General features: G+C 55.1%; 19 protein-coding genes, 1 tRNA gene and 1 pseudogene. 7 read left to right on the top strand and 14 right to left on the bottom strand.

Annotated elements, in window-relative coordinates; all coding sequences use genetic code 11:
- The first annotated feature begins 3 nt into the window (after nucleotides 1–3).
- From lspA to ispH, 3 genes and pseudogenes are all read left to right on the top strand, one after another.
- Nucleotides 4–450: a signal peptidase II gene (lspA, locus tag HUE57_RS16605; RefSeq protein WP_320416249.1), complete on the top strand. Its 447-nt coding sequence runs from the start codon at nucleotides 4–6 to the stop codon at nucleotides 448–450.
- Between the two features lie 38 nt (nucleotides 451–488).
- Nucleotides 489–929, top strand: coding sequence for an FKBP-type peptidyl-prolyl cis-trans isomerase (locus HUE57_RS16600; protein ID WP_078482849.1), 441 nt, complete (start codon nucleotides 489–491; stop codon nucleotides 927–929).
- Nucleotides 930–972: 43 nt separating this feature from the next.
- Nucleotides 973–1,907 (top strand): annotated as a pseudogene (ispH, locus tag HUE57_RS16595) (4-hydroxy-3-methylbut-2-enyl diphosphate reductase).
- A 9-nt stretch (nucleotides 1,908–1,916) separates the two neighbouring features.
- Here ispH and HUE57_RS16590 read toward each other — a convergent pair.
- The 13 genes from HUE57_RS16590 to HUE57_RS16530 all read right to left on the bottom strand — a co-directional run bounded on the left by HUE57_RS16590 (nucleotide 1,917) and on the right by HUE57_RS16530 (nucleotide 14,600).
- The gene (locus tag HUE57_RS16590; protein WP_078482847.1) at nucleotides 1,917–2,327 is read right to left on the bottom strand and encodes a type IV pilin protein; all 411 of its coding nucleotides are present in this window, start codon (nucleotides 2,325–2,327) and stop codon (nucleotides 1,917–1,919) included.
- Nucleotides 2,328–2,348: 21 nt separating this feature from the next.
- Nucleotides 2,349–2,714, bottom strand: a complete 366-nt coding sequence (locus HUE57_RS16585; RefSeq protein WP_078482846.1) for a hypothetical protein — start codon at nucleotides 2,712–2,714, stop codon at nucleotides 2,349–2,351.
- Between the two features lie 32 nt (nucleotides 2,715–2,746).
- Nucleotides 2,747–6,244: a pilus assembly protein gene (locus HUE57_RS16580; protein WP_078482845.1), complete on the bottom strand. Its 3,498-nt coding sequence runs from the start codon at nucleotides 6,242–6,244 to the stop codon at nucleotides 2,747–2,749.
- A 15-nt stretch (nucleotides 6,245–6,259) separates the two neighbouring features.
- Nucleotides 6,260–6,853: a pilus assembly PilX family protein gene (locus tag HUE57_RS16575; protein WP_078482844.1), complete on the bottom strand. Its 594-nt coding sequence runs from the start codon at nucleotides 6,851–6,853 to the stop codon at nucleotides 6,260–6,262.
- Nucleotides 6,854–6,875: 22 nt separating this feature from the next.
- Entirely contained in the window at nucleotides 6,876–7,940 is a 1,065-nt protein-coding gene (locus HUE57_RS16570) for a PilW family protein (RefSeq protein ID WP_078482873.1), read from the bottom strand.
- Entirely contained in the window at nucleotides 7,937–8,395 is a 459-nt protein-coding gene (gene pilV, locus HUE57_RS16565; protein ID WP_172840146.1) for a type IV pilus modification protein PilV, read from the bottom strand. The genes HUE57_RS16570 and pilV overlap by 4 nt, the downstream gene beginning before the upstream one ends.
- Before the next feature lie 16 nt (nucleotides 8,396–8,411).
- Nucleotides 8,412–8,999, bottom strand: a complete 588-nt coding sequence (locus tag HUE57_RS16560) for a GspH/FimT family pseudopilin (RefSeq protein WP_174673551.1) — start codon at nucleotides 8,997–8,999, stop codon at nucleotides 8,412–8,414.
- Between the two features lie 240 nt (nucleotides 9,000–9,239).
- Nucleotides 9,240–10,289: a hypothetical protein gene (locus tag HUE57_RS16555; protein ID WP_174673550.1), complete on the bottom strand. Its 1,050-nt coding sequence runs from the start codon at nucleotides 10,287–10,289 to the stop codon at nucleotides 9,240–9,242.
- A gap of 138 nt (nucleotides 10,290–10,427) precedes the next feature.
- Nucleotides 10,428–10,649, bottom strand: a complete 222-nt coding sequence (locus HUE57_RS16550; RefSeq protein WP_174673549.1) for a hypothetical protein — start codon at nucleotides 10,647–10,649, stop codon at nucleotides 10,428–10,430.
- Complete coding sequence (locus HUE57_RS16545; RefSeq protein ID WP_174673548.1) at nucleotides 10,559–11,932, bottom strand: type IV pilus modification PilV family protein; 1,374 nt, start codon at nucleotides 11,930–11,932, stop codon at nucleotides 10,559–10,561. The genes HUE57_RS16550 and HUE57_RS16545 overlap by 91 nt, the downstream gene beginning before the upstream one ends.
- A gap of 27 nt (nucleotides 11,933–11,959) precedes the next feature.
- On the bottom strand, nucleotides 11,960–13,228 hold the full coding sequence (locus HUE57_RS16540; RefSeq protein WP_078482840.1) for a pilus assembly PilX family protein: 1,269 nt from the start codon (nucleotides 13,226–13,228) through the stop codon (nucleotides 11,960–11,962).
- Nucleotides 13,229–13,245: 17 nt separating this feature from the next.
- Nucleotides 13,246–14,025, bottom strand: a complete 780-nt coding sequence (locus tag HUE57_RS16535) for a PilW family protein (protein WP_135622018.1) — start codon at nucleotides 14,023–14,025, stop codon at nucleotides 13,246–13,248.
- Nucleotides 14,026–14,027: 2 nt separating this feature from the next.
- The gene (locus tag HUE57_RS16530; protein WP_172840144.1) at nucleotides 14,028–14,600 is read right to left on the bottom strand and encodes a GspH/FimT family pseudopilin; all 573 of its coding nucleotides are present in this window, start codon (nucleotides 14,598–14,600) and stop codon (nucleotides 14,028–14,030) included.
- Nucleotides 14,601–14,796: 196 nt separating this feature from the next.
- Here HUE57_RS16530 and HUE57_RS16525 point away from each other — a divergent pair, with 196 nt between their 5' ends.
- The 4 genes from HUE57_RS16525 (at nucleotide 14,797) to HUE57_RS16510 (ending at nucleotide 17,005) form a co-directional block, all read left to right on the top strand.
- Complete coding sequence (locus HUE57_RS16525) at nucleotides 14,797–15,204, top strand: type IV pilin protein (protein WP_078482838.1); 408 nt, start codon at nucleotides 14,797–14,799, stop codon at nucleotides 15,202–15,204.
- A 57-nt stretch (nucleotides 15,205–15,261) separates the two neighbouring features.
- Entirely contained in the window at nucleotides 15,262–16,350 is a 1,089-nt protein-coding gene (gene thiO, locus HUE57_RS16520) for a glycine oxidase ThiO (protein ID WP_078482837.1), read from the top strand.
- An 80-nt stretch (nucleotides 16,351–16,430) separates the two neighbouring features.
- A complete protein-coding gene (locus tag HUE57_RS16515; RefSeq protein ID WP_078482836.1) occupies nucleotides 16,431–16,874 on the top strand; it encodes a Fur family transcriptional regulator in 444 nt (147 codons plus the stop codon).
- Nucleotides 16,875–16,929: 55 nt separating this feature from the next.
- Nucleotides 16,930–17,005 (top strand) — tRNA-Thr (locus tag HUE57_RS16510).
- Between the two features lie 450 nt (nucleotides 17,006–17,455).
- Here the strand turns inward: HUE57_RS16510 and HUE57_RS16505 are convergent.
- Nucleotides 17,456–18,277: an esterase/lipase family protein gene (locus HUE57_RS16505; protein ID WP_174673547.1), complete on the bottom strand. Its 822-nt coding sequence runs from the start codon at nucleotides 18,275–18,277 to the stop codon at nucleotides 17,456–17,458.
- Nucleotides 18,278–18,302 lie beyond the last annotated feature (25 nt).

Genomic DNA, 18,302 nt, shown 5'->3' with positions numbered 1-18,302 from the left:
GCATTGAGTGGGATCATTATCCTGCTCGACCAGTTGAGCAAGTGGTGGATAGAGCGCAGCTTTGAGCTCTATGAGAGCCTCTCGTTAACACCTTTCTTTAATCTGACCCTGGTCTATAACGAGGGGGCAGCCTTTAGCTTCCTCAGTACGGCGGGTGGCTGGCAGCGTTGGTTCTTTGTTGTGCTGGGCGTGGTGATCACTACCGTGCTGCTGACCTGGATGCATCGCAGTCGTGCTGATGAGCGATTGTTACGCTTTGCACTTGCACTGGTAGTGGGGGGGGCGATTGGCAATATCATCGATCGTCTACTCTATGGTCATGTGATCGATTTCCTCGATTTCTACATTAACGATTGGCACTGGCCTGCCTTTAACGTTGCCGACTCTGCAATTTTTGTCGGTGTGGTGCTGCTGATGCTCGATAGCCTGCGTGATAGCAGACGTAACTGAGTCTGTTTCTGCGCAGTGCCCTCAAGAGGTTTTTCGTGATGAGTGAAAATAGCCCCGTTGTAACCCCGGAGAGTCGGGTAACCCTGAACTTCACCATGAGTCTGACAGATGGCACCCTGGTCGATGCCACCGATGAGGGTGAGCCGCACGTCTTTACCATGGGTGATGGCTCAATGATCGATGGACTCGAACTGGCGATTACCGGACTGCATGAGGGTGAGCGAGCGAAGATCGCCATCTCTCCACAGCAGGGCTTCGGCTTTCCAGATCCGGAGCGTATCCATCAGATGGAGCGTGACAAGTTTAAGGACGAGATGGAACTGGAGCCGGGACTGATCATCGCTTTTAGCACCCCGGCGGGCGAAGAGGTGCCGGGCACGATTCTGGAGGTGGGGGATGAGATGGTGAAGATCGATTTCAACCACCCGCTGGCTGGACGTGACTTTATCTTTGAGGTCGAGATTATCGAGGTTGTCTAAGAGTCCTGGCCGGGCTTGAAATTGAATTGATGGGTATGAAGTAATGAAAGTAGAACTGGCCAATCCCCGCGGCTTTTGTGCGGGTGTCGAGCGTGCGATCGAGATAGTTGAGCGTGCACTGGAGATCTTTGGTGCGCCAATCTTTGTACGCCACGAGGTGGTGCACAATCGATTTGTGGTCGAATCCCTGCGGGAGAAGGGGGCGATCTTCGTCGAGGAGCTGAGTGAGGTTCCCGATGGTGCGACGGTGATCTTCAGCGCGCACGGTGTCTCGCAGGCGGTGCGTGATGAGGCGGTTCAGCGCGGTTTCAAACTCTTCGATGCTACCTGCCCGCTGGTGACCAAGGTTCATCTCGAGGTAGCACGCCACTGCAAGGCGGGTGATGAGGTGATCCTGATCGGTCACGCCGGTCACCCCGAGGTCGAGGGAACGATGGGGCAATATGGCTGCAGCGAGGGCCGTGGCATCTACCTGGTAGAGCGACCAGAGGATGTTGAACAGCTACAGGTTCACAACCCCGACAAACTCGCCCTTGTTACCCAGACGACCCTGTCGATGGATGATGCAGCGGCCGTGGTCGAGGCGTTACAGAGCCGCTTTCCTAAGATCGTCCGCCCCAAAAAGGACGATATCTGTTATGCAACCCAGAATCGTCAGGATGCAATCAAAAGTCTTGCTGAGAGCTGCGACCTGATTCTGGTGGTCGGTTCACCCAACAGCTCCAACTCCAACCGCCTGCGTGAGATTGCCGAGCGTCACGGCGTGCAGGCCCATCTGGTCGATAGCGCTGAGGAGATCGATCCGACCTGGTTGAGGGGTGTAGTTCAATTGGCGTCAGTGCCGGCGCTTCAGCACCCGAACTGCTGGTTAAGTCGGTGATCGATTATCTGCAGGAACAGGGTGCAGAGTCAGTGACCAACACCAGCGGCCTGGAGGAAGCGGTGGTTTTCTCGCTACCTAAAGAGCTGCGCGACTAACCTGAATCGTTACCAACACTCTGCACCCTTCGGCCCCGAGGCTCCTTTCACTCCAGTGTGGGTCAGGGTGAGATTAAGACAATCGGTATCATCGGTTTGGCCCGCCTGTGCCGTGGCTAGCAGTGTGAAGCTGGTTGCTGCCAGAGCAGTGGCTGAGACGATGTAGTAACCCTCAGCGGAGTTGAAGCTGATCACGGGTCCAGCGTTTACGACTGAGCAGCCAGTGTTGTTAAAGGCACTAAACTCCGTATAGCAGCGCTCTAGCTGCTGTGAAACCTCCAGAAGTGCCGCCATGCCATCGCTACGTTGGGACCTGTTGACCGAATCGGTATAGGCCGGGTAGGCGATGGTCGCCAGTATCGAGATGATCGCAATCACGATCATCAATTCCACAAGTGTAAAACCTACTGCTCTTCTCACGCAGACTCTCCAAATTATTTGTTAACGGACTCTGATCGGGGTACGAAAACCCGGATTGGTCAGGGTATGGTCATCTGGCAGTTGCCACACGGTAGTGAGGCGCTTGGTGCCACTGGGTTCGGTGATGTAATCGAAACCGACCTTGTTACCCGCCTGTAAAACGATAATCGATTCATTGGCGCGATAACGACTGTGGATGGCGGTATCGTTATTGGTGTGGAAGATGCGGTCGCTGATATTCAACCTACCGGTGTAGTGATCAATCTCGAGGAGTGTTCCGGAGGCAGGATAGTTTTCTGGAATATGCTCGGGACGTGAGTCGGCCGATGCTGCAGTGCAGAGCAGCGCCAGCAACAGGGTTGATACCAGGTTTCTCAGCTTGTGCATTGCTATTGCTCCATGTTCAGTCGATATCATCGCTACAGGCTCAACTCTTCCCAGGAGAGCCGTCCGGTGAGGTCTCCTCCCAGGTGCTCTACGTCACGTTCCTCGACGGGGGGGGCACCGCCATCGTTACTGCCTCCGGTGCCGGCGGTGTATTGATGGTCACCGAGGAAGGAGGGTGAGGTAGGAAGTCCCTTGGTGAATTTTTCGCCACCCGGTGACTCATCGGTCAGTGAGCCCTCATTCGGGTCCTGGTCAACGGTGTCGTTATTATCGATGTAACCATCGTCGTTGTAGTCGAATACCGGGCTGTCAGGGCGTCCGCCATTGTCGATCTTGATCGACATCTGCCATCCATAACCGCCATAAGAGCAGGGGTCGGAGGTCGGTACCGTGGTGTTGAAATAGATGATGTCACCACGTGCCACCGCGTCGGTGATCACCCGCTCACCGGTATCGGGCAGATCGAGGTACCAGCCGAACTGTTGAGCGCTGCCACTGCCATCAAAGGCGATGGTGTTGTTACTCGGTACGCGTACATCGGCTGGAAAACCGCTCAGTAGTGTCTGCTCTTGGAGATTGGTGCGCAGCAGCTCATCGGTTCCCTCATCCCAGACGGCGTAGAAGCTCTGTGTGCCGCTCGAGGTTTTGTCAGTATCGACCAGATACTGGCCAGTACCGAATAGCACCATCACGTTGGGGCTATTTTGTGTCGTATCGTCAACAGAAGGGTTTTTGAGAATAGTCGGTGTGACAGTGATCGGCTGAGTGTTGCCGCTGCTATCCCTGGCGGTGAAGAGCGGCTTAGGGGTGTTGCCCTGCTTGTAGGCGACATCCCAGCTGTTGGTGTTACTGGCTGAGAGATCGAAGGCCCACATGTTGCCCTCAAGATCGCCAGCATAGACACGGTCAGCCGTACCGTCGCCATCGGTGTCGATCACAGCGGGTGTTGCTAATCCATTTTTACTGCCACTGCTGCCGACATCGGTGGAGATCTTGATGTAATCGAGATCGGAACTGCCGGAGCCGTCAGTCCAGGTTCCATCCAGGCCGCCGTCGAGGAATAGAATGAAGAGCTGTGCCTCGCCTGCGCCGCTGTCGTTATAACCGTTGCCGAAGATCGCTGCCCATCGATCGTTATTGAGCAGAGCGATAGTAGGCTGGCTGAATGTGTAACCGAGATCGGCATCGTCGTTCTCATCAAACTCCCACATCACCAGATCACTGGCATTGGATTCGCTGAACTGGCTAGGGTCGGTGACATCGAGTGCAAAGAGCCCACGTCCACCTGCACGCTCACCACCGATTAAGACAGTGGCCCAATCAGCACTACCTGTGCTGGTGGTCTTCACATAAGCATCGGAGATAGTGGGCGTGAGATCAACGTAGTAACGGTGTAGATAGTCGGGGTCGGTCAGGTAGTGGAGTCCGGCGGTCGTCGTTGTGGAGAATAGGTTGCTGGGGATGTAGGCGAGTACCTCCTCACCGGTGTTGCTGCCCTCAGTACTGAAGCCGTGCAGCATACCGTCGTTACCGCCCGCGTAGATGACGCCGGTACGTGAGGCCTTGGATGCCTGGAAAACAGAATATTTCGCACTGCTGGTATCGGGGAAAGGAGCCGTGTCGGGCCAGTCGCTATCCGGCTCGGCGACATAGGTGGGGGCAGAGTGGATGATGTCACCGAGTCGGCTGTTGCGTACCCGGAAGTTGTATCCGCTACCCTCATTGCTTCGCTCGCCGCGCAGATGGTTGAGTCGTGCCTGGGCGATGGTATCGCTGTCGCTACCGCCCGAACTATTGGTTTTTAGGTCGTTCTTCTGCGCGGTGGTCAGGTTGCTCCACTGAAAGGCGACACCATCATTGGTACCGGAGTCACTGTTGAAAGTGAGCAGAGTGCGCGGTGAGGCCGAGATATCTCGATTATCGAGCAGATTGGCAGCATCCCAGCTGGCTGTAGAGCCGATAGCGCCGGTAGTCGTGTTGAGCGGATAGGCGAGTAGTTGGCTGCTCCACTTTGAGGAGTTGAACAGTGAGAGGTAGATGACGCTGTCGGCCTCTAACGAGCCGGTATTGAAGGTGACCGCCGCTGCGGAACCGGTGCGATCGGCAATGTCGGATATTGCATCGTTAAAGGCGGTTATCAGCCCCTGCGGATCGCTTGCATTGAGAAACTTTCCGCGACTGTTCCAGGCCGCATGGCGCATGTCATCGGTGGTTGTAATCGCGTCAGCTGTCGGAGTTGGCCAGTTGAAGGCGGTGGTGCGGTCAGTAGGATCACTATCAAGTTGACCGTTGAGTCCAAAGGCGACCGTGTAGGTGACCATGTGTTGGGTCGCGTTCTCATCGACACCGATAGTAGTCGGCACTTCATTGGCGATAGTGCTGAGATCGTTCTCGTAATACTCCATGGCGACATCAGCAAGTGTATTGGAGATAGTGCTGCTGGTATCACCGTCGGCGTGTGAGCCGCCATCGTAACTGGTGTCATCATCACTATCAGCGTCACCGACGCTGGGATCGCTGCCGTTCCAGTAACCATCGGACATTAAGGCGGTAAAGTTCTGCTGGCAGGTGCCACCATTACTGGCGGAGAGGATGGGCGAGGCCCAGCTGCCGCTGTAGTCGCCATCGAAATATTTACCCGCTCGCTCCAGGCCAGTACGTAGTGGTGTGCCGCCTGAAGGTGAGACATCGAAAAGATTATCGAGCAGTGCGGTTTTATTACTCTGTGCGGTGGTATCGACCGGGGTGGTGACATCGTCGATATCCTTTACCGGGGTGGCTACATCGGAGTCGTTGTTGATGGTCATCAGGCCCATGCGCGAGGTCGATTCATCGATGATCTGCGACAGTGCACGCTTCATTACATATTCACGCTTGCGGTAGAAGCTATACCAGTTGGCGTAGTTGGTCTGCAGTGCGGCTGAGAGCGAATTGACAGCGACGCCGCCGGAGTTGCTGCCGACATCGCCGCACTCGTCGGTCGAGCTATTGGCAGCGGCACCGATGTCGCTGCTGGCGGGGCCGTCATATTCGCCATCTCCATCGGCGTCGTTCCAGACCCAGTAGTAGTGATCGCTGATGTTGCTGGTGGTGGTTGAATAGGGGTTGTCGCGGGCGCTGGCCAGTGTCTGATCGACATAGGCGTTGCCACTGTTGTCATCACCATGCCACGGGGTGTAGGTAACCGAAGGGTCGTAGGCCATCAGATTGACGCCGCGACAGGAGAGGCGACGGAAGACACGATCCCACCAGCTGCCGTAGATGCCGGAGGGGGGCTGGTAATAAGTGTGGTCGGTGAGATAGGCGGAGCCGGGGTAGGGGGTGCCCTCGTTAAGCAGGTCGGCCCAGCCCATACTACCCGAGTCATCAATCATGAAAAGAATGTTGGGCTGGATACTGTTGCCGAGAAAGAGCGGACTGTTGTCGAGCGTTCCGGGGGCTGCCTGAACGCTGGCGGAGAGGCAGCTGAAAAGGGCGATCGTCAGTTTCCTGAGTATCGGTTTAGTCGTTGGATTGGTTTCTCTATTCATCGTCTATTCCCTTAACTAGAAACGCATGCCGTAGTGAGACTGAAGTATCACCTGGGCGCTATCTGAGCCGCCCGTGCCGCGAGCAGTGATGCGAAACAGCTCTACATCGGATCCGGCCTTAAGTGCACCGTACCCCTTGATGTTGAGGGCTGAGGAACCACCGCCATCGACGGTACCCAGGTGCTGTATGTAGTAGCGTGGCGCTGTGGCTGTACCGGCGATGGTGCTGGCTGTTACTGATTTGCTGCTACTCCAGGCGGTGCTGTCACCATCAAGGTGATCCTTGGTGGAGTCGTCGTCGCTGTCGAGGCGGTCGGGTACCAGCGTGCTGTCTGCCTGATAGAGGCCGTTACTGTCATTAAAACTGGCGGTGCTAGCCAATCCTTCTATAAAGGTCTCGGCATCGCGTACTGCAGACTCTGCTGCCTGGAAGGCGAGCGTCTGGTCACGCAGGTTGCCGGCCATTCGCTCCTCCATGGTGGAGGACTGCATCGCGTTGACCCCGAGCAGGGTCATGATCATGAGCAGAATCAGGCTGATGATCAGCACCGCACCGCGCTGCTTATGAGGTGGTTTGTTCGTTTGGAGGTGGTGCTTTCGGCTTCGCATGACGAGTTCCCTTTTGATGCGGCTAGAGCCGGTTGCGTACGGTAATGGTGGAGCGGAAGCTGTGACGCAGCCGAGTGTCACCCGTTTCGGTGATGTTGGTATCACTACTGCGCGAGACCAGCGTAGGGCGAATGGCCACCACCTGCTCCCAGTCGGTGATTGCGCCAGCGGCAACGAAGAAGTTGGCCGAGCCATCGTCATCACTGTCCTGCCCGTATTCGAAATTGATACTCTCGATCCCTTCAACCAGCTCCTCGGTAACCATGCCGGAGCCGTTGTTCGAGCTGATGCGATAGAGTGCTGGGCCGCCCGAGGAGCCGTTGCCGATGTAGTAGGTGACTGAGCGGTAGCCGAGCACCTTCGCCCCTTCGCCATACTCATGTTCGATCTTGTGTGAGGTGCCGCCGGTCGGACCGTTGATATTGGCGCCATAGGCGAGATTACTGCTGTTGCCGTTACCGCTGGGATTGTTGGTAACGCCGAAGATGTCGGCGTTGGTGCAGTTGGTGACGATCACAATGTCGTACTGATCGATGCCGCAGGTGTCGGCATCGGCGATCTTGATGTTGGAGCCGGAGTTGTAGGGGGAGACCACCTCACCACCGGGGCAGGAGGCGGCGCCGCTCATGCTGATCACATCGGTGCCGAGTATTACCTCTCCGGTGGCTGTGCCGATTCGTAGGCCAAGGTTGTATAACGCACTGTTGCTAGTGGAGGTGATCGATCCGACGTTGTCGTAACCGATCAAAGATCCTGTGCCGTCAAAGTTGACGATGTCACTCGGTACGCTTCGCCCAGACCGGGCTACATAACGACTGTAGTTAACGTTGTTGGTGAAGGTGACACCCGCCATGCCAGCGCAGCCGAAGAATCCGGCCATGCGCATATCTCGATTGATGAAAATAGAGGCGAAGCGACCGCTCTGCTGCACTTCTGAGGAAGCATCCTGCACACGATAGACCTGTTTGCTGCTAACAAAGATCTGGATCGTACCGGCAAGCAGAATCATGCTCAGTGCCAGGGCCACCATCAGTTCGACCAGTGTCAGGCCGCGCTCATTTCCAGGTTGTGAGAGTGAGATGTTCATGGCTGAAACACCGTGGTGAAAATCTTGTCGCTGTTATTGCGTTCATCATCCCACATCACCGAGATGGTCCACTGATTGCTGCCCGATACCCTGGTGATCTGACCCTGGCCAAAGGGGAGTTCTGAGCTGAGTGTGCCTTTCCATTCGAATAGGTCGTTTTGCGCCATCTGCACACTGCTACAACCACTACTGGCGCTGCTGCAATTTGAGATTGCCGTGCCGCTGTCGTTATAAGCGGTGACATAGCTGTTGGCTGTTACCGCTGACATATTCGAGCGCATGCGGTCGCTGATGTCGTAAGCGAGCAGGGTTGCCTGGGTGCGGAGATAGGCGCTGTGGTTGTATTTCAGGCCCGTGGTCTGCATAGCGGCAATTCCGAGTAGACCCACTGAAAGGACCAGCACAGTAACCAGTACCTCCATCATCGCAAAGCCGTTTTGTTGTCGTCGTTCCATGTCGATCTCCATCGGGTTACGAAGCGGTCACGCAGTTGGTAAATCCGGAGCCGCTGGCAGTGGTGGTTCTTGCCCGTCCGGTTGTGTTGACGATGACCGCCAGCCCGCTGGAAAAATCAGCGGAATCGGCGGTGTCTCCATCGCTATTACGGTCATCGCAGAGCACCAGTGTGCCCGCCTGAGTGGAGAGTCCAGAGGCCAGATAGGTGACACTATTGCTGTAGTTGCTGTCGCTGCGCAGAGTGTTACCCCCTTCCAGTGTCTCGCTGACACGTAGTGTCTCGCCGCTATCGATAGTGCTGTCGTTGTCACTGTCGACAAAGACGATCCAGCCGTTTTCCCAATTGATGGTGTTTGCCGTGGAACAGCTGGCACCGTCTGACGACTTGCATACGACTACCCGCTGCCCGCGCTTGATTGCCTCACTGCGTGCCAGGGTGAGAGACGCCACCAGGGCGTGGTTCTGGGTGGTGAGGCGATTGTTCATCGCGAAGGTTTTGAAACTCGGGACCGCCATCGCAAGGATGATGCCGCCAATGGCAAGTGTGAAGAGCAGTTCAAGGAGGGTGAAGCCGTTGTCCCGATTTGTAGATATTGTTCGCATAGTTTGTACCGATTCCGTAAGTACCCTTTGCATTTATTAACGCAGTTGAGCGAGCGGTATGGTGTGAACTGGTGCTCAATATTCTGAGATATGGGTTTTGTTACAAGCTGAGTTGTGACGGTTGTCACGGAGTTATAACGAGAATTAGGCATTCAGAGTATTTTGTCATTCAAATAAAAAAGGCCGCCACATTGCGTGGCGGCCTTCATCTCCCGATCTACGGGTTATCTGGGTTAATGGTTATGGGCAGTTCCTCGCCTGTACTTCACCATTGAAGTTGTAGGTGGTGTCGCCGGTGATATTGGTAAATGTCGCCGGGCTGTCACATACCGTCTTGTTGGTGGACATCGAGACCGAGCCGGACCAGGTGTCACCGTAGAAGATGGCAGTGGTACAGCTGTAGGTGCTGTTGGTATTGCTGCAGGTTCCGCCATCACTGATGGTGACTGATGCGATGTTGCCTGCATCAACACTACCCGAGATAGTGAACTGCTGCGGGATCAGCTCCTCGGTGCAGCTGAAGTTGTAGCTGCCTGGATCAGATGTTAACGGTGCCTCTGCATAGTGCGAGCTTGGTTCGCAGAGGTATCCACTCTTGTAGAGTGAAATTCCACCGATCCATCCATCGCTGGTAGAGAGGTAACTCACATCACACTTATAACCTCCAGTCTTGAAATCGCAGATTGCATCGGGTGAGCCGTAGAGCTCAGCGGTTGAGGTGTCGCCAATTCCCGAGATCGTCCCGATGATCTCAAAGGTTACGGTTTCAGCCACGGTGCACTCGAAGTTGAATGTGCCCGGGTCCTCCGTGATCGCAGTGTCCTGCGTGTAGAAGGATGGGGTGCACTCTGCTCCGGCAAGTGCTGGATAGAGCATGATCGATCCCGTCCAGCCGCTGGTGTTGGATAGATAGCTCATCTGGCAGGAGAAGCCACCCGATCTGATTGAGCACTCTGCATCCGAGGTCGCAGAAATCTCGGCTACAGGTGTGTCACCCAGACCAGTGACGATGCCGGAAACTTCGAAGGTAGTGGTAGAAATCTGCTCAACACATTCGAAGTCCTTGTTGGTTGCGTCTGCTTCCAACAGGGTTGTCGTGTAGTCGTAGTTTTCAGGCGTACAGGCGGCAGTGTCAGGGGTGTTGACGCTGATGGTTCCACTCCAGCCGCCTCCCCAGTCATTAGCGGTACATTCGTAGGTGGCAAAGACACCGTCTCTACCGTAGGTATCGTTTACAGCCAGGCCACATGTCTCGCCGTCCGAGGTGACGACAGAGGTGTTATCAGTCATGTTGTTGAACGCCGCCTCTGTGGTAGCAACAATCTCACCCGTAACGGTGTGAACGGTAAGGTTCGAATTGGTCGGATCAATGGCGCAGCTAGAGGCCGCATCAAACGCTGACCGCCATGGAGAGCGAAGTGAGGGCGGTTAGTCCCCGATAGTCGACGCCGTCTGCCTATTCGTAGTTGAGAGCGCGAGCGAACGACGGAGAAGATGCAGCACGGCTTTATGTCGGCGTAGAGTCACTGAGGGAGTTGTGTAGAGCCGCGAAGAGGTGATTACGCAACGTACGCAGGACGGTCGGGCGCCGCAGGCATAAACGGTCGCGTGAAGTTTTGCTGTTTGCTTGGGCTTGGATGCCCAAAACAAACTTTCGCAAAATAGCGACTCCCAGGTCCGGTCGGTGTGGTGATATGCGGGTTGAGGCAGTAGAAGTTGTCAGGAACACCGGCAAAGATGTTGGTGCCGGTGCCGGTGCCGTCGGCGTTGCCCTCGTAGTCATTGGTCATCGGTGTAATGCAGTCGGCACCCGTAACGTTATTACCGGTAATGGTATCGAGGAAGAAGTCGTGGCCGGTAATGGTGGTGCCTGCGTCGGCACCAAAGGAGTAGTAGATCGGAGGAGTGCCATTATCGGTCGAGAGGTTGAAGAGGCCGCGATAGGTGCGGTTGTTGTTAACGGTCGGATAGTAGGTGTCGTTCGAGGCAACCGTCGGGTCGCCGAGGCAGACCCGTTCATTGGAGTTGGCGTTGTCGGTGCGCAGGATACCGATATTGCCGTACCAGCCGTGACCCAGATAGCAGGTGTAGGTGAAGGCTGTGTAGTCAATGTTGTTACCAGTCGCACCCGTTGGGTAGACGACGACGTCGGTTGCGGTTGTGTCGTCGATAGAGCGGGCACAGAAGGCGACGTCGGAGGCCATGACATTGACGTCGGTTGCAGTAACGTCACCGTCGTCGATCACAACCGTGCCGCTGATGGTGACAAAACCAGCGCAGGTGTTATTGGCGCAGTCGAGCTCAAGGATGACATCGCCCGTCGCCTCATCGATCAGTTCGTAGGTGTCACCATCCTGATAGGTTTGGGTGCCGTCATCATTATCGGTCGCACTCTGAGGGAGACTAGGATTTCCCTGGTCGTCGGTATAGGTTCTATCGTAAACAAACTCGGCCGATCCCTTGGGGGTTTCAATTAGTGGATTGGCAACGCCGGCTCCGGCGAGCGCCACACTGGTTACCGGGTTGTTCCAGGCAATATTGCTGACCAGAGAGATAGTCTGAGTGGTGCCGTCTCTGCCGGTCCAGCTGGCTGAAACGGTGATCACCTTCGCTTGCAGACTGTTGGGGACGTTGCCGACGGTCCAGCTAACAGTGTAGATGGCGTTGGTGCCGTTGACCGTCTCCTGTGTGCCTGAAGTCGAGGAGACCAGGCCGGTGTAATCAGTCACCTCAATGTTGTTTCGCAGCTCCTCGAGCTTCTCCTGAGCGACGTTGATCGCCTCGGTGCGGGTTTTGGTGAGTGCGCCGGAGGAGACAAGGTTGGTGTGGAACTGCGCCAGACTCAGCAGGCCCACAGCGAGCACGATCAGGGCGACGAGCGCTTCGATCAAGGTGAAGCCGCGACTGGAATGTATGTTGCGATAGTTGTTCATGAGGTTATCTCCTGTGCGCGTATTCACTTAAAAGTCACGCCATGAGCCAGCCAGGCTGGCGCTATTACCCTCACCGCCTGCATTACCGAGCACGCGTGAGTTGTAGATGATGTCGAGACTGCCGCCACCGCTGGAGAGGGTCTGACCCTCTACGATAACGGCACCAACCACCGTGACATTACCGGTGATGTTGAAGTCACCCGTGATGTAGACCAGGCCGAGCAGGGTGGTGCTACCGGTGGCAGAAGCGTCACCATCGATGATGGTGATAGTGGGAAGTGCAGCATCGAAGGGTGGATCACCGTTGTTGTTGTCGCAGGCACTGTCTTCGTAGTTGGCATTGACGTTGACGCTGCTGGCACAACCCACGGTTACGCCTCCGATGGAGACATTATTGCCGGGGCCGCCACCATCGACCCAGACTACCGTCTCCTGGGCGAGGTTAATGCCCGGTGAGGCAGCATCGTGGTTGTTGGTTGCAGTAGCCCCTGTTGATTCAATTTCGACGCGGGTATTTCGGTAGGTTGTTTTGTCTAGTCCAAAAAAGTTGAGGAAGTAGTCATCGGATGAGAGTGCCGAAAGGTTGGCGTCGTTCTCTACCAAATCGAAACCCTCATTGTCCTTGTCAGAGGATCGTTCCACGTCACAGGGTGCTTCAGGGCTACCGATGCAGGCCGGATAGGTAGCGTCTGTGGGGTCTGCCACCATGGTGGCGGTTGAGTTGTTGGAGCCCAGATCGACATTACCGCCCGACCAGATGGTCGCCTTACCCTCTGGATTGATAACCGTGGCGGAACCGCCAATAAAAGCGCCGCCACGGGTGGTGAGCGGCGTATGGGGTTCATTGGGTAACGGGTCAACACTACCAATGGTCTGGGTGATGGTACGTGTGGCGGTGCCATCATCGCTGGTGCCCGTGGAGGTTACGATAACGGAGCCGGTTGAGCCTGAGAGCGCGATGGTATAGGTGGCGCCGGTAGAGAGTGTCAGGGTGTTGGTGTTGTAGGTGCCGTCGCTGTTGGAGTCGACAATGTTGGTGTCGAGCGCGCCGTTCGCATCCTTGTCGACACCACCCGGACCACGAATGTAGGCAATCGCATACTCCATGCCGGCATCGGCGGCCTCGAAGGCCTGTTTGGTGCGGAAGTCATTGGCAGCGATCTTCTGCTCCATGATGGTCGTTCTAGCGGTATAGACCGAGATCAGAGTGATGGAGATCAGTAGCGCCAGCGAAATGAGCAGCGTTGCCGCTCCGCGTTGCTGTTTCGGAAAATTGTGTGGTGTGAATGGCATCATATATTCCTCTTCAGCCGCTAATGGGTCTGGACCAGGTTGTTTCTGATCTTAACCGTTTCATTGAGCGTCTGTTTAACAGAGCTGTCGCTGGTAAGTTGACCAGACAGAGTAATGTCGACCTGTTGTGTGCTGACGGTTACATCACCCGTAGATGGGGTGGCGGTGCAGTTCTCCTCGGCGGCGTCACTGGTGCCAGCGTCGCCATCATCATCGATGCCATCGGAGACTGAGGTGTTGAAACACTGGGTGTTGGCGGTACTGAAGGTGAGAGTGGTGATGGTGATGTCGGGTGAGGTGATTGCCTCCCATGATCCGTTAGTGCAGTCATCAACGGTACCGCTGGCAGACGTTTTCCGCATGTCGATCCCATCGGAGGAGGTGCCCTCCCAGCGGTAGCCAAAATAGTCTTCACTTGCGTCTACAGTGCCTGCGGTACCACCGCGAAAAGTGGCGTCATAGACAAAGACGATACAGGGGCCTGAGGTGGCTTCGATATTTCCCGAAGCAGCGGTGTTACGTACCTGTAAACTGGTGTTTGCAGATGGGTTGGCAAATGGGTTGCTGGTGCTGTTGCTGGCTGACCCCCAGTAGCCCGCACGACGGATATCGTCGACCATGATGGTCATGATGGCACGCAGCTCCTGATTCAGGCGAGCGCTCTGAAGCGACTCGTTGCTGCTGCTGACAGTAGCGATAAAGACGTTGAGCACGCCGGCGAGAATAATAATGCCGACCAGAACGCCGACCATTAACTCAACAACGGTTAGTCCGGCTTGGTGTTTTATTGATCTGAGCATGATTATGAACACTCCGTGTAGCCGCTGATGTAGGTTGAACCGGCGGGTGAGCAGATCAATATGCGACCAATGGTGCTCACCACGACTTTCAACTGGCCTGCGTCATTGGTCATCAAAACATTGCCGTTATCAGCGGTTCCCCGCTGTGGTTCAAAGTTAGTCTCGTCGCTACCGAAACCTGATACGACCATGGATACGTTGTCAAAGTTGCTGCTGCTGGTTCTGTGCAGAATACGAGTGCTAGTAGCGTCACCGGGCAATTCGTAGATGGCGCAGGGAGTTGTTCCGGTGGGGGAGGTGGTGGCAGGTGTGCAGCCACTGTAATCACCGATACCAAAATTCCAGGTGGAACTGCCGTCTTCCGCGAAGTTCACATAAATCGTCTGATTGCGTTTGATGGCCAGTGATCGGGCTAGTTGGAGTTGGCTGTAGACCTCCTCAGCGGCACCAACCAGCTTGCGTTTGGTGACGAAATCTCCCAGCGAGGGAACGGCAAATGCGGCAATGATTGAGATGACAACCAGGGTGATCATCAACTCAATCAGGGTGAAACCGCGGTTGTTATTTTTGCTCATCTCGGATTTTCCTGAAAATCTCATGTAGTCAGTATAGGGATTGGTCGGCGCAATGGTATCCAGACGACCTACCGCTTGTAACTCGTTTTGTGCCGCTCATCCAATATCGTTCCAATAGAGGTCTGATGATGGGCTTGATGCTATATTACGACCGCCTGTTAGATAACAACGACGATTAGGATGAGGGGAGAGCGGCATGAAGAAAAATAGCGGTTTTACACTGATTGAGTTGATGATTGTGGTGGCAATTGTCGCGATTTTGATGACCTTTGCTTACCCGATGTATACCGACTATATCCGCGAGGCGAAGCGCGGTGAGGGGCGAGCTGCCCTGCTTCAGGTTCAGCTTGAGCAGGAGAAATGGCGTGCGAACAATACAACCTATGGAACTCTTGCCAATATTGGAGTCAATAGCAATGTGACAACCGATGGTGGTGATCTGGTCTACACGTTAGCTGTTTCAGGTAACGACTCCACTCGCTACACCGCAACGCTAACGGGGCAGGGCACTCAAGCGGCTGATTCGGGTTGTACGTCCTTAACACTCACAGTTAATCCAACGCTCCCCACTGGCCTCTACGCACCGACCACCTGTTTTGATTAACTGATTTTCGCGTGAGTCCACTGATGTTTCTAATCCCCAAATTTTTGGAGACGGTTCGTGTCTGATTGCCTCGTTGTTGGTGGCGGCCTGATTGGTATGCTCACGGCCTTTGAGCTGGCCGAGTCGGGTGCCTCCGTTACTTTGTTAGAGCGTGGAGAGATTGGTCGTGAGTCCTCCTGGGCCGGTGGCGGGATTATCTCACCGCTCTACCCCTGGCGTTATGACGATGCGGTAACGCAGCTGGCGAAGTGGGGGCAGGCACGTTATCAGGCGCTATCTGAACGACTCAATGAGATTAGCGGTATCGATCCCGAATGGACCCAGTCGGGTCTGTTAATGCTCGATGTTGATGAGGATGAATCAGCTCTGCACTGGGCAGAGAGCAATGAATACGACCTTCGAGCACTTGATCACGCGGGCGTAGAGACGACTGAGCCCGCGCTGGGTGGTGATTTTGAGAAGGGGCTGTGGATGCCCGATGTGGCACAGGTCAGAAATCCTCGCATCGTTAAATCACTGAAAGCGACCATTGAGGCGGCAGGGGTTCGTATCGAGACCCACACCGAGGTGCGTGATATTGAGGTTAAGGGCGGCGCGGTATGCGGTGTGCGCTGTTCTAACGGCCGTTTCGAGGCAGATCAAGTGGTCGTTGCCGGTGGAGCGTGGAGTGGACGTATCCTTGAACGGCTGGGCGTCAGTTTCGATGTTGAGCCGGTGCAGGGACAGATGATTCTCTTTAAAGCCCCTCAGGGGTTGGTCAAACGGATTGTGTTGCAGGGTGATCGATATATCATTCCGCGCCGTGATGGGCGGGTGTTAATCGGTAGTACGCTTGAGCACGTCGGCTTTGAGAAGGCGACGACCGAACATGCGTTGGAGGATCTGAGTCAGGCAGCACATAAGATAATTCCTGCGTTGGCCGATGCGGAGATTGAGCAGCACTGGGCTGGACTGCGTCCAGGAACCCCAAGTGGCATCCCCTATATAGGTGAGCACCCTGAGGTAAGCGGGCTCTACGTTAATGCCGGTCACTTCCGAAATGGTGTGGTGATCGGTTACGCCTCGGCCCGCTTGGCAGCAGATCTGGTGTTGAATCGTGATCCGATCCTCGAGCTTGCCCCTTATGGGGTAGGTAGTGCGCATTAGATTACCTCTAAGGACATAAAAGGCTGTTAAATCATAAGGGTATGTAGACTTGCCGCCTTTTCTGGCATATATTCGACTCTATGGAAATGTTGATAGAAAATAGTAGTGTCCAGGTCGAAACCGACTTTCGTGAACTGTTGCGTGAGTACGATATCTCACCGACTCAGCAGCGTTTGGAAATCGCCCAATTGATGCTCTCCGAGCCGCAACACCTCTCGGCAGATCAGGTGATGGCGATGCTCACTGGTAGTGAGCAGCATGTGTCGAAAGCGACCGTCTACAACACCCTGGGGCTCTTTGCTCGTAAGGGGCTTATCCGTGAAGTGGTTGTCGATCCGACCCGCCTCTTCTACGATACCAATACCTCACGTCACCACCACTTCTATAATGTCGATACCAGTGAGCTGACCGATGTGCCCGCTGATGGTTTCCAGGTGAGTGCGCTACCTGAGGCCCCTGCCGGGACCGAAATCGAAGGTGTTGAGGTGATCGTTAGACTGCGCGCCAGCAGCGTCCAGCAGTAACGTCAGAGAAGTTTCCCGCTCCACCTCTTTTCTTATATAATCCCGTCCGCATCAGGCCGGAATAGCTCAGTTGGTAGAGCAACGCACTCGTAACGCGTGGGTCGTAGGTTCGATTCCTATTTCCGGCACCAATTAGTTAAACGATAAAAACCCCGATCATATGGTCGGGGTTTTTTGTTTGTGCGCGGATAATTTTATGTGGTCAGAATCTACCCAGGTCATCGTCGAGTAGGGTGCCGGCGAAGAGTGCGAGAACTGCGAGTCCGATGAGTGTCAGTTCGATCATGTGAAAACCCTCCTGAATTCAATGTCTGCTCGAGCACAAATGTAGTACCAATATTTTGTTTGTGAACCGTCTTTTATTAGAAACTTAACTTATTACTATGTTTTTATGTTGTTGCAGTGGGTTCTTCTCTGAGTGCGGGTGATATTGACGATAACTATATGAATAACCGTTAGTTGTTGGTGGAGGGTGGCGCGTGGTGTGTGAGTTTTAACAGCCGGGCGGGTGTCAGCAGATTGCCACGCCCTGCATGAGGGATGCTCAGGCAGTGCGTGGTCTGATGTCTGTGAAGAGAGGTTTACTTAAGTATCTTGGCGAGCAGGTTTCCATCGGCAGGGTTGAGGCTGTGGCCTGCGAGGGTGATGTGACGCTCGGCGCGACCACGTAGTGCGGACACCTGGTTGAGATCCTGGCTGAAGGCGGGCACAAGAGAGTCACCCTGACCATTCGGATCTGTGCGAATAATGGTGTGGTAACTGATCTGGGGGTGGGGCTGCTGGTTCAGCCAGACGGTCAGGGCACCGGGGGTCATGTCGATCAGGGCGCCACGTGAGTATTTGAGGTAGTCGTAGTCGTTACCACCGACCATCGATTTCAGAAAATCGATACCAGGGCCTGGGCAGAAGAAGGGTTTGCTATCGACGATATCGAGCCCTTCAATCGCACGGGGCGTACCAAGGTTTGGTGTGGCAATGGTGACCAGGCGGTCGATTTTTGGGGCGTCGCCACGCACTGTGACCAGTCTTGCCACCAGACCACCGGCCGAGTGGCCAACCAGTGTCAGCGATTCGCCAGGATGTTGCTGGCGTATCTGCGCTACCGCGTTGAAGAGCAGGCTGGCCTGTATCAGCAGCGGTGCTTCGGCCGGCAGGTTGGTTCTGTAGAGCTTGTTGCCTGAGGCGGTGTTGGTGGGGTAGAGCTGCATGCCGCTGGGCGCGGCTGCATAGACACCGGCATCCTCCCAGCCGTGTTGTCGCATCACGGGAACCACGCCGTTAACCATCCAGGTCTCGGCATTAGAGTTCCAGCCGTGTACCAGCACAGCTACATCAGCGCGTGCGACCGCAGTCGTTAATAGTAGGGCGGCTAAAATCTTTGACGAAATTCTGAGTCTCTTCATTCTCTTCACCATATCGATCGGGCAG

Source organism: Candidatus Reidiella endopervernicosa, from assembly GCF_013343005.1.
Taxonomy (GTDB): Bacteria; Pseudomonadota; Gammaproteobacteria.
Note: the sequence above shows the minus strand (reverse complement) of the source record. Positions and strands in the feature narration are given on the sequence as shown.

Coding starts and splice junctions, on each gene's coding strand:
- HUE57_RS16600 (WP_078482849.1), top strand. CDS start 489: ATGAGTGAAAATAGCCCCGTTGTAACCCCGGAGAGTCGGGTAACCCTG.
- HUE57_RS16585 (WP_078482846.1), bottom strand. CDS start 2,714: ATGCACAAGCTGAGAAACCTGGTATCAACCCTGTTGCTGGCGCTGCTC.
- HUE57_RS16580 (WP_078482845.1), bottom strand. CDS start 6,244: ATGAATAGAGAAACCAATCCAACGACTAAACCGATACTCAGGAAACTG.
- HUE57_RS16575 (WP_078482844.1), bottom strand. CDS start 6,853: ATGCGAAGCCGAAAGCACCACCTCCAAACGAACAAACCACCTCATAAG.
- HUE57_RS16570 (WP_078482873.1), bottom strand. CDS start 7,940: ATGAACATCTCACTCTCACAACCTGGAAATGAGCGCGGCCTGACACTG.
- pilV (WP_172840146.1), bottom strand. CDS start 8,395: ATGGAACGACGACAACAAAACGGCTTTGCGATGATGGAGGTACTGGTT.
- HUE57_RS16560 (WP_174673551.1), bottom strand. CDS start 8,999: ATGCGAACAATATCTACAAATCGGGACAACGGCTTCACCCTCCTTGAA.
- HUE57_RS16555 (WP_174673550.1), bottom strand. CDS start 10,289: ATGACTGATAACACCTCTGTCGTCACCTCGGACGGCGAGACATGTGGC.
- HUE57_RS16545 (WP_174673548.1), bottom strand. CDS start 11,932: ATGAACAACTATCGCAACATACATTCCAGTCGCGGCTTCACCTTGATC.
- HUE57_RS16540 (WP_078482840.1), bottom strand. CDS start 13,228: ATGATGCCATTCACACCACACAATTTTCCGAAACAGCAACGCGGAGCG.
- HUE57_RS16535 (WP_135622018.1), bottom strand. CDS start 14,025: ATGCTCAGATCAATAAAACACCAAGCCGGACTAACCGTTGTTGAGTTA.
- HUE57_RS16530 (WP_172840144.1), bottom strand. CDS start 14,600: ATGAGCAAAAATAACAACCGCGGTTTCACCCTGATTGAGTTGATGATC.
- HUE57_RS16525 (WP_078482838.1), top strand. CDS start 14,797: ATGAAGAAAAATAGCGGTTTTACACTGATTGAGTTGATGATTGTGGTG.
- HUE57_RS16515 (WP_078482836.1), top strand. CDS start 16,431: ATGGAAATGTTGATAGAAAATAGTAGTGTCCAGGTCGAAACCGACTTT.
- HUE57_RS16505 (WP_174673547.1), bottom strand. CDS start 18,277: ATGAAGAGACTCAGAATTTCGTCAAAGATTTTAGCCGCCCTACTATTA.